We start from the raw sequence: 14,386 nt of genomic DNA, 5'->3' as shown, positions 1-14,386 counted from the left end.
GCATGGTTTTGCCGGACATTAGCGCAGGCAGGCGCGGCGCGCCACCGTTCCCGGACCCGGCTTCTGCTGGCCAAAGCCGCCCAGCCGGATGCCCAGATCGAAGCGGGTGTCCGGCCGCACCTCCTCCGAGGAGGTGAAGCGCCGCTCGACCGACATCTCGACGGTCACGCATTCGTTGCGGTATTCCAGACCCATCTGCGCCTTCTGCGCCCGGTCGGCGGTGAAGTCGTAGCGCGTCTCGGTCGTGGCCCACCATCCGCGGGCGACCTGCCAGCCGCCGGCCATGGTCAGTTCCGAAACATCCTGGGCGCGATTCTCGTTCTCGTCCGCGTCCAGCCAGAGATAGCCCGCCGAGACCTGAAGCCCCGGCCTGAACCATCCCAGCCGCAGCTCGTTGCGGCTGATGGTCAGGCTGTCGTCGAACAGCGCCCGGTTGACCAGCGCCAGCCCGTTCGCGCCCTGATAGGTGGTCGACAGCAGCCAGTCCGAGCGTTTCTTGCCCTGCGGCCCGGTGAAGGCCGGGCCGTCGGGGCCGGCCTGGGCAAAGGCCGGGTCGGGTTCGGTGCGGAACACGCGCCCCGCGGTCAGGCCGAGCGACCAGCCGGCCGGGTCGATCCGCGTCCAGCTGACGCCCAGATTGGCGCGAAAGCCGGATTCGCGCGCGTCCCAGCCCGGAAAGCGGTTCAGCGAGAACAGGTTGCCCTCGTCGAACTCGATCAGGCGGCTGTCCTCGTTGGGCACGTCGTCCTCGCGCGAGCGTTCGGGCGACCAGACCAGCTGCGCCACCGGCTCCAGGATATGCGTCACGCTGCCCGAATGCCGGGCAAGCGGCCAGCGCAGCTCGGCCGCCAGCGTCGGATCGGCGCGGGCCACCCAGTCCTCGTAGTCGCTGTCCTGGTTGATGCGGTAGATGTCGGCGTTCACATGGCCCTCGACGGTGCCGACGAGGCCGCCGCGCAGGATCTCGCTGCGATGCCAGCCCAGGGCCACCGAGCCGCGCGCCATGTCGCGGCCCAGCACGTCCTCGCCGGACGAGCGGTGATGCGCATGCAGCGACCATTCCAGGCTGGCGATGCCGCCGATCCGGTCCGGCGTCCAGCGCCGCTTCCAGAGCGCGTCGGCCACGATCGAGGGGGTGGAGGCCTCGGGTTCGTCGTCGCGCAGCGATTCGTAATTGCCGATCCGCGCCATGACCATGCGGTCGCGGCGCACGCGGTCCAGGGTCAGGCCGCTCCACAGCCGGTCTGCCTCGGAAATGTCGTACTCCAGCAGATAGGCGCGGTTGCTGGCCATCTGGATCTGCAGGCCCAGCATATAGCCGCGCGGCAGCTCGAAGCGGGCGCCGCCGAACAGATAGCCGCGGGTCTCGCCCTCCTCGATGTCGTCGCGCGAGATGGCGCCGTTCCATTCCATCGCGCCGTTGCTGAAGGCCTGGCGATAGCGCAGCTCCAGCGTGCTGGTGCGCGAGGCGGCGACATAGGGCGTCAGCGTGATGTCGGCATGGTCGCCCAGCGTCACGAAATAGGGCAGCTTGACCCCGAAGCCCAGCCCCGAGGTGGTGCGGAACTGCGGCTGCAGAAAGCCGGTCATGCGCTCGACGCTGGGATCGGGCGCGGTCAGCCAGGGCAGGCTGGCGACGGGCAGGCCAAGCGCGCGCAGCTGCGGACGGTCGAAATGCAGCTTGCGGGTGCGGGCGTCGTGGGTGATGGCGCGGGCGCGGATTTCCCACAGCGGGATCGGGTCCTCGGCGCAGATCTGGCAGCTCGAGGCGACCACGTTGTCCAGCCGGGTGACGGCGCCGTTCTGGCTGCGGCGCATCTCGCGCGCCGCCATCTGCATCTCGCGCGCCAGCACCAGCCGGGCGCCGCGCAGGATGCCGTCCTGCATGTTCGGGTCCAGCTGCGCGCTGTCGGCGATCAGGATGGTTTCCTGCGGCGTGCCGGCGCGGGCCGGCTCGGTCAGGTGGATCGGCCCCTCGATCTCGGCCGCGCCGGTCCGGTTGTCATAGACCACGCGCGAGGCGATCAGCCGCGCGCCGCGATACCAGATCACCACCCCGCCCCGGGCGGTCAGCTTGTCGTCGGCGCCCAGCGTGACCTCGTCGGCCAGCAGCGTCGCCGGGCTGCCCTGGGCGTCCTCGCCGCTGCCGGCGATGCGCACCGTGCCGGGCCGGCTGGCGACGCTGGGGGTGTGCGAGGCCTCGGTCCCGTCGGCAAAGCGGGTCACGGCGCCGGGGTCCTCGGTCGGGGCCAGGGCGGGGCCGGCCGGGTCCTGCAGGAACGGGTCGGTCGGGCCGTAGACCGGCAGGGTCTGGCCCTCGGGCGTCAGGCTCTGGGCCAGCGCCATGCCGGGCAGGGCCGCCGCCAGCAGCGCGGCGCGCGCCGTCCCTGCGCCCAGCCGGGTCTTGTGCCTGCGCGTCATCATCCGTCCTCCAGCCGCAAGAGTGCCCCCAGCGCAAAGAGCAGCGCCGCGACGGGCGGCGCCCAGCCGGCCAGGGCCGGCGGGATGCCGCCATTGTCGCCCAGCACCTGCGCCAGGTTGCGCAGGAAGAACAGGCCGATGCCGCAGCCGAAGGCGCCCAGCACCAGCAGCCCCATCCGTCGCCCGCGCATGTGGCGCATGGTGAAGACCGCCGCGATGGCCACCATGGCCGCCAGCAGCAGCGGCCGGGCCAGCTCCATCTGGAACCAGACCTTGTGCCGCTGGGCCGAGAAGCCCGCCCGCTCCAGCCCCTGGATGAAGGCCGGCAATTGCCAGACCGGAATCGCCTCGGGCCGGCCGAAACTGTCGCGGATGCGGGCGGCGGTCAGGTCGGTCGGCAGTTCCAGCCGCGGCGCGGTGCGGGCCATGGCCTCGGGATTGGGCTGGGTCAGCGGCCATTCCTTGGTGTCGGTCAGCTCCCAGGCGCCCTGGGTCAGCCGGGCGCGGGCCGCGTCGATCCGCCGGGTCGGGCCGGTCTCGGGCGAAAAGACCATGAAGGTGGCGTCGTAAAGCGTCGTCGCATCGGGGCTGGCGCGGCCGGCGCGGATCACTACCTGGCCCGAGGTCTCGGCCCCGTTCGCGTCGCGCGCGGGCAGGGCCTGGCGCAGCCAGACCGCGTTGTCGCCGACGCTGACGGTCTGGTCCTCGCCGCTGCGCATGCGCGCCACCGCGTCGTCATAGCGTTTCGTGGTCGCCGCCACCACCGGGTTCAGCACCGCCACCGCCAGCATCCCTGCCAGCGCCGCCGTGACCGCCGGCGCGCAGAGCACCCGGATGCCCGAGCGTCCCGAGGCGCGGATCGCCACCAGCTCGGAGCTGCGCGACAGGTTCAGGAACAGCGCGATCCCCGCCAGCACCGTGATCAGCGGCAGGATGGAATAGAAGCTGGCGGTGATGTTCAGCAGCGACAGGCCCGCCGCGCCGGAAAGCCCGATATTCTCGTCCGAGAAGCGGCGGATCTGCTCGACGATGTCGATCAGGAACAGGATGGCGCCGAAGATCGCGGCGATCATCACCAGCATGCGCAGGAAGCGCCGCGCGACATAGGTCGAAAGGATCATGCCGGCCCCCCTTTTGCCGCCGCCGCCTTCGCCCCGCCGCGCAGGCGCCGCGGCCGCGCGGCCAGCCACAGAACCGCGGCGCAGATCGCCGCGCCCACCAGCGGCGAGACATAGATCAGCGGCCAGCGCGCGGCATTGCCGGCCACCTGGTTCTCGGCCGCCGTGCCGAGGAACTGCACCACGATCAGCGCGATCACCGCCCAGATCACCTGCCGCCAGACGCCGAAGCGGCTGAACCCGCCCAGAAGCAGCATGGCAAAGCCCAGCAGCGCCGCGACCGGCGCCTGGAACGGCTTGGCCAGCCGCTCATGCGCCTCGGCCAGCGCCTTGTCGGGGGTGGCGCCGGTCGCGGCCAGCAGCTCGGGATCGGGGTCCAGCAGCCGCAGGGTCGAATAGGCGCGCAGGTCGCGCAGGCGGCTCGACCCGGTGTCGATCAGCGTGCCGAGGTCGTAGGCCAGCTCGGAAAACCGCGTCACCGACAGGCTTTGCCGGTCGCCGGAATGGCGCAGGTTCTGCACCATGCCCTGCATCATCACCAGGCGCGGGCCCGCCTCGGTCCGGACCAGCAGCGCCTCGGTCGCGGTATAGGTGGTCTGGTTGCCCGGGTCGCGGGCGTCCTCAAGGAAGAAGTCCACCAGCCGCCCGTCCGCCGCGATGTCGCGGATGTAAAGCGTCACGCCCTGCACCGGGTATTGGAAGGCGCCGGCGCGCAGGAATTGCGCGGTGACGTTCTGCGCGATCTCGGCCTGGCGGTCGGCCAGCCGTCCCCGCGCCATGGGCACCAGCGAATGCACCAGCAGCGCCACCATCAGCCCCACCAGCACGCCGAAGACCAGCACCGGCCGCGCCAGCCGCCAGGGCGAGATCCCGGTCGCCTGCATCGCCACCAGTTCGGATTCCGAGGCCAGCCGGTTGGTGCCGTAGGCGCTGGCCGCGAAGGCTGCGATGGGCAGCACGACCGAGATCACCAGCGGCAGGGTCAGCGCGGTGAATTCCAGCACCACCAGCGCGGTCTGCCCGTCCGAGATCAGCTGCTCGAACAGCGAGACGGCGCGGTTGATCCAGTAGACCGACACCAGCACCAGCGCAAAGAACCCGAACAGGGTCAGGAATTGCGACAGGATGTAGCGGTCGATGCGGGGCATGGGGGCTTTCGCGGGCTCGGACCCCGTCTGATTAGCCGCTGCGCGGGCGTTGGGAAAGCCCCGGCTCTGGTCAAGTCGCCCGCGCGTGACTAGTTTCCGCCGAGATGGAGCAACGCAAGAGGGCAGGACCATGACTCACCCGGTCGAAATTTCCTTCACGGCGATGGATGCCGCGGGGCTGGCCGAGCGGCCCGGCCGCGTCGCCATTCTGGTGCCGAAGGCCGGGCGGCTGCCGGGCGGCCTGCCGCGCGCCACGCGCGAGGCGCTGGCGCGGGCCTTCGCCTCGGAGGCGTGGAAGGCGGTCAAGCCCGGCAAGGCGCTGGAGCTGGCCTTTCCCGCCGGGCTGAAGGCCGAGGCGCTGCAGCTCGTCCTGCTGCCCGCCAATGCGGATGTGGCGACGGCCCGGGCCGCGGGCGCCAGCATCGGCGCGAAGCTGGGCAAGGCCGAGACCCTGGTCCTGGCCGGCAACCATGCCCGCGCCGCCGAGGTGGCGCTGGGGCTGGCGCTCAGGGCCTATGACTTCTCGGCCTACAAGACCAGGAAGACCGGGGATGGCGCCGCCCCCGAGGGCGAAGCGCCCGCCGAGCCCGCCGCCAGCACCAGCCGCACCGGCGCGGCCGAGGATGCGCGGCTGTCCGATGCCGCCGGCGGGCCCGGGCCTGTGGCCGACGCGGCCCCGGCCGGGACGCCGCGCGGCCGGGTGGTCTTCATGCACAAGGACCCCGAGGCGCTGGGGCGCGCCGCGGCCGACGGCGCCGCCGTGGCCGAGGGCGTGTTCTTCACCCGCGATCTGGTGAACGAGCCCGCGAACGTGCTGACCACCAGCGATTTCGCGGACCGCCTGCTGGCCATGCGCGAGCTGGGGCTCGAGGTCGAGGTGCTGGAGGAGGACGAGCTGGCCAGGCTGGGCATGCGGGCGCTGCTGGCCGTGGGGCAGGGCTCGGAAAGCCCGTCCAAGGTGGTGGTCATGCGCTGGAACGGCGGCGGCGAGGCCGCGCCGCTGGCGCTGGTCGGCAAGGGCGTGGTCTTCGACACCGGCGGCATCTCGATCAAGCCGGCCGCCGGCATGGAGGAGATGACCATGGACATGGGCGGCGCGGGCGTGGTCGCCGGCGTCATGCGGGCGCTGGCGCTGCGCCGCGCCAGGGCGAATGTCGTGGGGCTGGTCGGGCTGGTCGAGAACATGCCCGACGGCCGCGCCCAGCGTCCGGGCGACATCGTGCGCTCGATGAAGGGCGACACGATCGAGGTCGTCAACACCGATGCCGAGGGCCGGCTCGTGCTGGCCGACGTGCTCTGGTATGCGCAGGAACGCTTCAAGCCCGCCGCCGTCGTCGATCTGGCGACCCTGACCGGGGCGGTGATCATCGCGCTGGGGCATGAGAATGCCGGGGTGTTCTCGAACGACGACGCCTTCGCCACGCAGGTGCTGAACGCCGCCAGGGCCGAGGGCGAGGGCGCCTGGCGCCTGCCGCTGGGACCGGGCTACGACAAGCTGATCGATTCGCGGCTGGCCGACGTCAAGAATACCGGCGGCCGGCCGGCGGGCTCGATCACCGCCGCGCAGTTCCTGCGGCGGTTCGTGCGCGAGGACGTGCCCTGGGTGCATCTGGACATCGCCGGCGTGGCCCTGCCGCCTGCCGAGACCGCGCTGGCGCCCAAGGGGGCCTCGGGCTGGGGCGTGATGACGCTGGACCGCCTGGTGCGCGACCGTTTCGAGAAGCAGGGCTGATGGGTTCGGCCCTGTTCTATCACCTGACCCGCTCGGGTCCCGGGCAGCTCTTGCCGATGCTGATCGGCAAGAGCCTGCAGGCGGGCTGGCGGGTCGAGCTGCGGGGCAGGGACCGGGTGCGTCAGGTGGCGCTGGACGAGAGGCTGTGGCTGGGCGAGGGCTTCCTGCCGCACGGCCTGGCCGGCGGACCGCATGATGCCCGCCAGCCGGTGCTGCTGACGGTCGAGGGCCAGGCGGCGGCGAATGCGGCGCGCTGCCTGATCGCGCTGGAGGGCGCCGAGGTCTCGGCCGCGGAATGCGGGGCGCTGGAGCGGGCCTGCATCCTGTTCGACGGCAACGACCCCGAGGCGCTGGAACGCGCCCGTGCGCAATGGCGGGCGCTGACGGCCGAAGGCGTGGCGGCGGAATACTGGTCCGAGGCGGGGGGGCGCTGGGAACGCAGGCAGTAGCGCGGGGCGTCGGGGGGCTCTGCCCCCCGCGCGCCCTGCACCCCTTGGCGGGGCGCAGGGCGCGCTCCCCCCGGGATATTTGGGCAAGAAAGAAGCGGGTCAGCGTTCGAGGATGAGGCGGTTGGCCTCGATGCTGACGCGGGCGAAGCGCGACAGGTAGGACATGCCCATCAGCGACTGGCTGAGGTCGGCGCGCAGCACCACCGCCGGGACGCGGCTGTCGCGGATCTCGCCGATGGCGACCGAATCGAGCAGGACGGTCGCGGTCTGGACGATGCCGTTGGCGGTGCGCGCCTGGCCGGCATAGGCGAGGCTGTCGGGATCGATGCCGACCCGGGCCGCGTCCCTCGGCCCCAGCGCGATGGTGCTGGCGCCGGTATCGATGACGAAGCGCACCGGCGTGCCGTTCACCTCGGCCGTCAGGTGGTAATGGCCGTCATTGCCCAGCGGGACCTCGATCCGGCCGCCTTCGAGCATGCGCGCCTGGGGCGAGACCGCGCCGCGGATGTCGTCCCAGAGCCCGGCCAGGGCCACGGCGCCGAGGAAGATCAGCCCCCAGGCCGCCGCCTGCCGCAGGGTCTTGCCCGGGCGGTTGCGCAGCTCGACCAGCAGGAAGCCGCCGATCGCGATCAGCAGCAGCACGAGATAGGCGAGCCGGCCGAACTCCTCGCCCATCACACCAGCCCCGAGCCCTTGAGCCCGTCGATCACGAACTGGATCGACAGCGCCGCGAGCAGCATGCCGAAGAGCCGCGTGACCACCATGGTTCCGGTGCGGCCCAGCACATGGGCGATCGGCCCGGCCATGGCGAAAAGCGCCGCGGCGATCCCCAGCACCGCCAGCATCACCAGATGGATCATCAGCGTGTGGCCGGGGCTGGCGTCCTGGCCGACCAGCAGGATCATCGAGGCCAGCGCCCCGGGCCCGGCCAGGAGCGGCGTCGCCAGCGGAAAGACCGAAGGGTCGTCGTCGTCGTCCCTGGCCTGGCCCTCGCGCCGCTCGGTGCGGCGCTCGAAGAGCATGTCGAGCGCGGTCAGGAACAGAAGCAGCCCGCCCGCGATGCGGAAGGCGGAAAGCGAGATGCCGATCCCGGCCAGGATCGCCTCGCCCGCCAGGCCGAAGAGCGTCATCAGCGCCGCGGCGATGGCCAGCGCCCGCCAGCCGATTCGCCGCCGCCTTTGCGGCGACATGCCGCGGGTCAGCGCGATGAAGAGCGGCGCCAGCCCCACCGGGTCGATGACCACGAAAAGCGTGACGAAGGCGCTGATGATCTGTGTGCTTTCCATGGCCGGCAGTATTGCGCGGAACCTTCGGAGGGGGAAGCGGGGCCGCGCGTCAAACCGTCCGATCACGCGTTTGGGGGTTTCGAAACAGCCGATCCCGACCTATATCGGAACGAATAGAGGCACCGCAGGGCCCCAGGGGCCCGGCCACGGAGGTAAACAGATGCACGCACCTTCACCCATGGCGCTATTGCTGATCGCAATCGTCGTTCTGGTTCTTTTCGGGCGCGGCAAGGTCTCGTCCCTGATGGGCGAGGTCGGCAAGGGGATCACCGCCTTCAAGAAAGGCGTCAAGGAGGGCAGCGAGGATATCGACGCTGCCGCCCGCAGCGAGCCCAAGGAACTGGAGCAGCTGAAGACCACCGACGATATCGAGCGCGCCCGCGCCGAGATCGCGGCAGAACGCGCCAAGCTGGAGGCCGAGCGCGCCCGCGCCACTGCCGACAGCACGCTGCGCGACGTGACGCCGACCGACACCACCAAGCTCTGATCCCCCGGGTCCGGCGCTCATGTTGGATATCGGCTGGAGCGAGCTGCTGCTGATCGGCGTCGTGGCGCTGATCGTCCTCGGCCCGGAGGACCTGCCCAAGCTGTTCCACAGCCTGGGGCGGATCACGGCGCGCGCCCGGTCCATGGCGCGCGAGTTCAGCAGCGCGATGGAGGATGCGGCGAAATCCTCGGGCCTCGACGATGCGGCCAAGACGCTGAAGGACGTGAACGCGCTGAGTTCGAAACGCACGCTTGGCCTTGACGCGCTGGAGCGCGCCACCGAGCGGTTCGAGAAATGGGACCCGCTGAACCCCAAGCAGGAAGCCGGCCGCAAGGCGGCGCCCCTGCCCGATCCTTCGGCCCCGCTGCCGCCGCGGCCCACGGCCAATGACAGCGCCACGCCCGCCCCTTTGCCGCCCGCGCCGGGCATCGCGGGGCCGGCGGTTGCGACGGATGAGGCGCTGGACACCGCCGAGGGCCGCCGGCGCCTGCATGCCGTGCGCCGCTCGGACCGCGCTTGACACGATTGACAGAAGAGGCCGCTCCGTGGCGATGAAATCAGCCAAGCCGGACGATATCGACGACACTTCCGCACCGCTGATCGAGCATCTGGCAGAGCTGCGAACGCGGCTGATCTGGTCCGTGCTGGCTTTCGTCGTGGCGATGGTGGCGTGCTATTTCATCTGGAACCCGATCTTCGACTTTCTGACCCAGCCGATCTGCCAGGCGCTGGAAAAGCGTGACCAGACCTGCGGGCTGATCCTGCTGAAGCTGCAGGAAGGGTTCTTCGTCGCCATGCGCATCGCCTTTTTCGGCGGTTTCGTGCTGGCCTTTCCCGTGGTCGGTTACCAGCTGTGGCGGTTCGTGGCACCGGGGCTCTATCGCAGCGAAAAGAACGCTCTGCTGCCCTTCCTGGTCGCCTCGCCGGTGATGTTCCTGATCGGTGCGGCTTTCGCCTATTACATCATCCTGCCCTGGGCCTTCGATTTCTTCCTGGGCTTCCAGCAGGGGCCGCTGGCGCTGCCCGACGATCCTGCCGCGGCGGCCACGCAGGCGGCCGGAGCGGTGGCCTCGGCCAAGGAACCCTGGGCCGGCATCGTCTTCCAGGGCTCGGTCGAGGAATACCTGACGCTGACCACCAAGTTCATCCTGGCCTTCGGCCTGTCCTTCCAGCTGCCGGTGGCGCTGACGCTGATGGGCAAGGCGGGGCTGGTGTCTTCGGAGGGGCTGGCGAGCGTGCGGCGCTATGCCGTTGTGGTGATCCTGGTGCTGGCCGCCATGGTGACGCCGCCCGATGTCATCAGCCAGATCGTGCTGTTCACGGTGATCTATGGGCTTTACGAGGCGTCGATCTTCCTCGTGCGCCGGATCGAGAAGAAGCGCGAACTGGAGGAACGGCAAGCCGATGTCTGAACAAGCCCTGCTGCGCGTGGCCGAGGCGCTGGAGCGCCTTTCGCCGCCGCCCGCCCCCGAGCCGAGCTTTACCGAGGCCACCGCCTATGTCTGGCATCCCGATCCCGACCGGCTGGAGCCCGTGGCCGAGGTCAACCGCGTCGATCTGGTGCAGTTGATCGGCATCGACAGGGCGCGCGACACGCTTCTGGCCAATACGCTGCAATTCGCCCGCGGCCATGCGGCCAACAACGCCCTGCTCTGGGGTTCGCGCGGCATGGGCAAGAGCTCGCTCGTCAAGGCGGTGCATGCCGAGGCGGTGCGTCAGGGCCTGCCCCTGGTTCTGGTCGAGATCGCGCGCGAGGATCTGGGTTCGGTCGGCCGGCTGCTGGCGATTCTGGGCCGGGCCCGGGACCGGCGCTTCGTGCTGTTTTCGGACGACTTGTCCTTCAGCCATGACGACACGCAATACAAGTCGCTCAAGGCGGTGCTGGACGGCGGCATCTCGGGCCGTCCCGCCAACGTGATCCTTTACGCCACCTCGAACCGGCGCCACCTGATGCCGCGCGACATGATCGACAACGAGCGTTCGACCGCGATCCATCCCGGCGAGGCGGTCGAGGAGAAGGTCTCGCTTTCGGACCGGTTCGGGCTGTGGCTGGGTTTTCATCCCTGCTCGCAGGACGAATATCTCGCCATGGTGCGCGGCTATTGCGATGCCTACGGCCTGCAGGTCCCCGAAGAGCAGCTGCGCGCCGAGGCGATCGAGTGGCAGGCGACGCGCGGCGCGCGCTCGGGCCGGGTGGCCTGGCAGTTCTTCACCGATCTGGCCGGGCGCAACGGCATCTCGGTCTGACGGGCCGGCCGCATCGGGCCCCTGTCCTTTTCCTTCTGGGAGGTTCGCGCCGAAGCGGCGCGGCACGTCCGCAGGCTGGACCCCGGTCGCGTGGCGGGGGGGCCTGGCGCCGGATGGGGGGCGATTTTCGATCCGGGCCAAAAACTTTGACAAAGCTGCTTTCGGCCCCTTGACGCTCCCCGCCGCTCACCGTAAATCGCACGCACCCGTGGCGGAGTAGCTCAGCTGGTTAGAGCAGAGGAATCATAATCCTTGTGTCGGGGGTTCAAATCCCTCCTCCGCTACCATTTCCCTCCAAGACGCATCGCATGGTGCCGCAGGCGCCGGCAGGTCCGCGTCCTATTGCCGGGCGGCCCTTGCGGCGGGCAGGGATTTTCTTCTCGTTCCCGGGTCAAATTTGGCAACTGGTTCTCCGCAGGGGGAACGGTTCATTCTTGAAAAATACGATTAACTTTGTCGTAATATCTCTGTCCCGGCATCCACGGCGCCGGTCAGGACAGGAGGTTCGGAATGACCAGAGTAGAGGAACTGCCCGACGAAACCATCGCATGGATTCTGGAACGCGAGGTTTCTGCCGATGTCGCCCTTGCGGATATCGAATTGAATCTCGGCCAGGAACCTGACGAGTTGAGCCTCTACCGGATCAACGTGCTGCATGAGGCCGCCCGGCGGCTTCGGACACGGCTGGCGGAAGCTGGTCCCTGAGCGTTCTCCCGGGCCCGTCCCTGCCGATGAGGCGGCCATGGACTGTCCATACTGTCCTCCGTCCGGTGTGTGGTCCGGCAAAGGCCGCGATCAGCCTTTCAAGACGAGTGTGATGCCGACAGGTCAGGGGGCTGCCACAAGTGTCAGATGCCGACCCGCAATCCGGCGACGGGCTCAAGCCGGCAGAGCTCGGACCCCAGGAGGTCAGGTTCACAGTCCGGACAGGGCGGTTGCGGCGAGGGCGATGCGGTCAGTCCTTGGTCCTGCCGGACAAGTCTCGATCCTGTTGAGACGTTTGCTGGGGCCTTGCCGGGTCTGACCCGCTTGCTTGTCGTTTGTCTTTCAAGGGCATCTCTACCATTCAGCGCCATGGCTTCACTGCGCCAGCACTCGGTCGACCTGGGACAGCTGGTCGGAGGGGGCAGCTTGTCATCGCGGAGGATCGAGGCCCTGCGCATCGACAAGCGCGTGACGTTCGAGGGTTCATCCTCTTCCTTCGCCCGATCAGCCTGCTACGCTCCTTTTTCACCCGCAGGCTCGGGCCGGTGCGATGCGTTGTCAGGGATTTGCGCAGCCTTCCTCGAAACGCTTGGCATTCGCCTGCTCGCATCGATCGTGACAGCCTTCCATTTACCGGATTCGAAGGGCCATCCCTTTCCGCAGAGGCAACTCGATCACGCATGCTTTGGGAACGGATCGCATCGTCGGCAGGGGGATCTTCGCGACCAGCTTCCCGCCGGTTCCGGCACGACCTCGGTCAGTGTGCCGCCCAATCTGCCGGCGCGGCGTGATCCATCGACGTCATGCAGGCGAAGCCGTTGGCCGCTGCGCCGATCTCAGGCTGGGGATGCGCCGGGGCATGGGGTCCTCAATTCCCCAGACAGGGTCGCTGCATCCGAAAGCGCGATCATCCGCGCCCGCCAGGTCGCGGCTTGGGGGAAACGGGCGAAGGTCACGGCTGTCGTAACGGAGTGGGTCGGGATCAACGACATGGTCGATCATCGCGGCCTGCCGGTTGCGATCAGGCCGGCCGAAACGGGCTTCGGTCTCGGCCGCCGAATAGGCACCAGACCCCCAGGTGCATGCTCAAAGAAAAAGCGCCACCTTTTCCGGCCCTTCTGCGTGGGCGTGTGGCGCCGGCTGCCGGTGGTGCGGGCAGGTGTGGCGCGCCTGCCGAAGCTCCGGCAGGCGGGCCAGTTCGGTGCCGGGCGGGTGGCTACGGCTTGACCACCACGAGATCGTTCTGGCGCCTCTGGTTTTCCGGCATGGCCTGGTAGCTGTCGTAATCGGCGGCGAGGATCAGCCGGGCGAGGCCGGCCTCGCGCGCCGCCTTCAGGTTCTGGGCGCTGGTCTTTTCCAGGTCGCCCAGGGTGATCTCCAGGCCGGAGGCCAGAAACAGCGCCTTCGCCTCGAAGACCTTGGCCACATACTGGTTGTAGCCCTCGATGGTCCAGCTCGTGCCCGCCGTCTCGCCCTCGCCGTTCACGATCAGCGCCAGCGCCCATTCGCCCTGCGCATTCGTGGTCGCCTCGACCTTCTGCGTCACCACCCGCACCCCGCCGTCGAAAATGTCCGAGCCCTGCAGCGTGGCGACGATCTTGCCCGCGGCGACCGGGGCGAGCGTCGCGTCCACCAGCACCCCCCTGACTGTGGCTTTGTTCGGCATCTGTCCCTCTCCTCATCCGAATGGCCGGGCCATTATCCGGCAGAGGCGCCGGCGTTGCCGCAAAGGGCCGTGCAACGGGCGGCTAGGGCGCCTCCCCGGCCGGCAGGCCGCGGCTCTGGCGCCAGAGATCGGGCGTGCTGCCCTCGGTCTCGCGGAAGACGCGGATCAGGTGCGAGGCGTCGCAGAAGCCGGTCTCCTCGGCGATGCGGGTCACGGTGCGGTCGGTGCGCGCCAGCAGCATGCGCGCCTGCGCCAGCCGGATGCGGATCGAGGCATCGGCCGGCGGGATGCCCAGGTCGGCGTTGAAATGCCGCTCGAGCTTGCGCCGCCCCACACCCAGATCGCGGGCAATGCGCGCGATCGGCAGCGGCGCGTGCAGGTTCTGCTGCATCGCCAGAAGCGCCCGCCGCACCAGAGGGTCCCGCGCATGCAGCTCAAGCGGAAGACCAGGCTGAGGACGGTCTCCGGCCATCGGCTCGTCGATCATCAGGATCGACAGGGCCTTGCGCGCCGCCGCCCGTCCCAGGTGGCGATCGACGAGGAAGGCCGCCAGATGCGCGGCGCTGACCCCGCCCGAACAAGAGATCCGGTCGCGGTCCACCACGAAGATCTGGTCCGAGACCGGGCGCATCTTTTCGAATTCCGCCAGGAAATCCTGATGATGGAACCAGCTGACGCAACAGCGATAGCCGTCCATCAGCCCGATTCGGGCCATGGCGAAGACGCCGGTGCAGAGTCCGCCCAGCGACACCCGCGCTGCCGCGGCCCGGCGCAGGAAGGCGGCCTGGTCCGGAGAGAGGCCGGGCCCGCCGTCGATCAGCCCGCCCACGGTGATGATGTAATCGAAGCGGGCAGGGTCGCCCAGCCGCTCCTCGGGCTCGATGCGCATGCCGCAGGACGATTGCACCGAGGTCATGTCCGACGAAAGCACCCGCCAGCGGCAGCGGATCGGGCGCGAGCCGTCGCCGTCATCGGCCGCCAGCCGCAACACGTCCACGAAGGTGGCAAAGGCCGACAGCGTGAAGCGCGGGGTCAGCAGGAAGCCGATGCGCAGTCGCGGCTGGTTCGGATCGGCGGAGGGGTCGTGTTCGGGCATGTCGCGATTCGTCCATGAATGGCGTCGCGAT

Annotated in this window: 15 protein-coding genes and 1 tRNA gene; 9 read left to right on the top strand and 7 right to left on the bottom strand. The window is 69.6% G+C overall.

Features of this window, described 5'->3' with window-relative positions:
- Positions 1-18: 18 nt before the first annotated feature.
- The 3 genes from LOS78_RS16440 to lptF are packed head-to-tail and all read right to left on the bottom strand — an operon-like array spanning position 19 to position 4,687.
- Positions 19-2,424 carry an LPS-assembly protein LptD gene (locus tag LOS78_RS16440; RefSeq protein WP_230377516.1) on the bottom strand — a complete coding sequence of 802 codons (2,406 nt, stop codon included), beginning with the start codon at positions 2,422-2,424 and terminating at the stop codon, positions 19-21.
- Positions 2,421-3,542: an LPS export ABC transporter permease LptG gene (gene lptG / locus LOS78_RS16435; RefSeq protein WP_028714327.1), complete on the bottom strand. Its 1,122-nt coding sequence runs from the start codon at positions 3,540-3,542 to the stop codon at positions 2,421-2,423. The genes LOS78_RS16440 and lptG overlap by 4 nt, the downstream gene beginning before the upstream one ends.
- A complete protein-coding gene (gene lptF, locus LOS78_RS16430) occupies positions 3,539-4,687 on the bottom strand; it encodes an LPS export ABC transporter permease LptF (RefSeq protein ID WP_028714326.1) in 1,149 nt (382 codons plus the stop codon). Before lptF ends, lptG begins: the two co-directional genes overlap by 4 nt.
- A 130-nt stretch (positions 4,688-4,817) precedes the next feature.
- On the opposite strand from lptF, the gene LOS78_RS16425 reads away from it, so the two are divergent.
- Together LOS78_RS16425 and LOS78_RS16420 are read left to right on the top strand one after the other, a co-directional pair.
- A complete protein-coding gene (locus LOS78_RS16425) occupies positions 4,818-6,419 on the top strand; it encodes a leucyl aminopeptidase (protein WP_230377515.1) in 1,602 nt (533 codons plus the stop codon).
- Positions 6,419-6,868, top strand: a complete 450-nt coding sequence (locus LOS78_RS16420) for a DNA polymerase III subunit chi (RefSeq protein WP_230377514.1) — start codon at positions 6,419-6,421, stop codon at positions 6,866-6,868. The genes LOS78_RS16425 and LOS78_RS16420 overlap by 1 nt, the downstream gene beginning before the upstream one ends.
- 99 nt (positions 6,869-6,967) lie before the next feature.
- Here LOS78_RS16420 and LOS78_RS16415 read toward each other — a convergent pair whose 3' ends face one another.
- On the bottom strand, positions 6,968-7,543 hold the full coding sequence (locus tag LOS78_RS16415) for a TIGR02281 family clan AA aspartic protease (protein ID WP_230377513.1): 576 nt from the start codon (positions 7,541-7,543) through the stop codon (positions 6,968-6,970).
- Positions 7,543-8,154, bottom strand: coding sequence for a MarC family protein (locus LOS78_RS16410; protein ID WP_028714322.1), 612 nt, complete (start codon positions 8,152-8,154; stop codon positions 7,543-7,545). The genes LOS78_RS16415 and LOS78_RS16410 overlap by 1 nt, the downstream gene beginning before the upstream one ends.
- Before the next feature lie 160 nt (positions 8,155-8,314).
- Between LOS78_RS16410 and LOS78_RS16405 the strand changes: the two genes are divergently transcribed.
- From LOS78_RS16405 to LOS78_RS16375, 7 genes are all read left to right on the top strand, one after another.
- Positions 8,315-8,641, top strand: coding sequence for a twin-arginine translocase TatA/TatE family subunit (locus LOS78_RS16405; protein WP_028714321.1), 327 nt, complete (start codon positions 8,315-8,317; stop codon positions 8,639-8,641).
- 19 nt (positions 8,642-8,660) lie between these two features.
- A complete protein-coding gene (gene tatB, locus LOS78_RS16400) occupies positions 8,661-9,161 on the top strand; it encodes a Sec-independent protein translocase protein TatB (RefSeq protein ID WP_230377512.1) in 501 nt (166 codons plus the stop codon).
- Positions 9,162-9,192: 31 nt separating this feature from the next.
- Positions 9,193-10,053, top strand: a complete 861-nt coding sequence (gene tatC / locus LOS78_RS16395) for a twin-arginine translocase subunit TatC (protein WP_028714319.1) — start codon at positions 9,193-9,195, stop codon at positions 10,051-10,053.
- Positions 10,046-10,888 (top strand): ATP-binding protein, encoded by an 843-nt coding sequence (locus LOS78_RS16390; protein ID WP_028714318.1) that lies wholly within the window; start codon positions 10,046-10,048, stop codon positions 10,886-10,888. The genes tatC and LOS78_RS16390 overlap by 8 nt, the downstream gene beginning before the upstream one ends.
- Before the next feature lie 210 nt (positions 10,889-11,098).
- A tRNA-Met gene (locus LOS78_RS16385) sits at positions 11,099-11,175 on the top strand.
- Between the two features lie 223 nt (positions 11,176-11,398).
- Positions 11,399-11,593, top strand: coding sequence for a hypothetical protein (locus LOS78_RS16380; protein WP_028717067.1), 195 nt, complete (start codon positions 11,399-11,401; stop codon positions 11,591-11,593).
- 369 nt (positions 11,594-11,962) lie between these two features.
- Positions 11,963-12,820: a hypothetical protein gene (locus LOS78_RS16375; protein ID WP_230377511.1), complete on the top strand. Its 858-nt coding sequence runs from the start codon at positions 11,963-11,965 to the stop codon at positions 12,818-12,820.
- Here LOS78_RS16375 and LOS78_RS16370 read toward each other — a convergent pair.
- Positions 12,810-13,259, bottom strand: a complete 450-nt coding sequence (locus LOS78_RS16370; protein ID WP_230377510.1) for a hypothetical protein — start codon at positions 13,257-13,259, stop codon at positions 12,810-12,812. The two genes, LOS78_RS16375 and LOS78_RS16370, sit on opposite strands and share 11 nt — an antisense overlap.
- An 82-nt stretch (positions 13,260-13,341) precedes the next feature.
- On the bottom strand, positions 13,342-14,355 hold the full coding sequence (locus LOS78_RS16365) for a GlxA family transcriptional regulator (RefSeq protein ID WP_028714509.1): 1,014 nt from the start codon (positions 14,353-14,355) through the stop codon (positions 13,342-13,344).
- Between the last annotated feature and the right edge of the window lie 31 nt (positions 14,356-14,386).

Source organism: Paracoccus sp. MA (assembly GCF_020990385.1).
GTDB lineage: Bacteria > Pseudomonadota > Alphaproteobacteria > Rhodobacterales > Rhodobacteraceae > Paracoccus.
Note: the sequence above shows the minus strand (reverse complement) of the source record. Positions and strands in the feature narration are given on the sequence as shown.

Coding starts and splice junctions, on each gene's coding strand:
- LOS78_RS16420 (WP_230377514.1), top strand. CDS start 6,419: ATGGGTTCGGCCCTGTTCTATCACCTGACCCGCTCGGGTCCCGGGCAG.
- LOS78_RS16380 (WP_028717067.1), top strand. CDS start 11,399: ATGACCAGAGTAGAGGAACTGCCCGACGAAACCATCGCATGGATTCTG.
- LOS78_RS16365 (WP_028714509.1), bottom strand. CDS start 14,355: ATGCCCGAACACGACCCCTCCGCCGATCCGAACCAGCCGCGACTGCGC.
- tatC (WP_028714319.1), top strand. CDS start 9,193: ATGAAATCAGCCAAGCCGGACGATATCGACGACACTTCCGCACCGCTG.
- LOS78_RS16415 (WP_230377513.1), bottom strand. CDS start 7,543: ATGGGCGAGGAGTTCGGCCGGCTCGCCTATCTCGTGCTGCTGCTGATC.
- lptG (WP_028714327.1), bottom strand. CDS start 3,542: ATGATCCTTTCGACCTATGTCGCGCGGCGCTTCCTGCGCATGCTGGTG.
- LOS78_RS16425 (WP_230377515.1), top strand. CDS start 4,818: ATGACTCACCCGGTCGAAATTTCCTTCACGGCGATGGATGCCGCGGGG.
- LOS78_RS16405 (WP_028714321.1), top strand. CDS start 8,315: ATGCACGCACCTTCACCCATGGCGCTATTGCTGATCGCAATCGTCGTT.
- lptF (WP_028714326.1), bottom strand. CDS start 4,687: ATGCCCCGCATCGACCGCTACATCCTGTCGCAATTCCTGACCCTGTTC.
- tatB (WP_230377512.1), top strand. CDS start 8,661: ATGTTGGATATCGGCTGGAGCGAGCTGCTGCTGATCGGCGTCGTGGCG.
- LOS78_RS16390 (WP_028714318.1), top strand. CDS start 10,046: ATGTCTGAACAAGCCCTGCTGCGCGTGGCCGAGGCGCTGGAGCGCCTT.
- LOS78_RS16410 (WP_028714322.1), bottom strand. CDS start 8,154: ATGGAAAGCACACAGATCATCAGCGCCTTCGTCACGCTTTTCGTGGTC.
- LOS78_RS16370 (WP_230377510.1), bottom strand. CDS start 13,259: ATGCCGAACAAAGCCACAGTCAGGGGGGTGCTGGTGGACGCGACGCTC.
- LOS78_RS16440 (WP_230377516.1), bottom strand. CDS start 2,424: ATGATGACGCGCAGGCACAAGACCCGGCTGGGCGCAGGGACGGCGCGC.
- LOS78_RS16375 (WP_230377511.1), top strand. CDS start 11,963: ATGGCTTCACTGCGCCAGCACTCGGTCGACCTGGGACAGCTGGTCGGA.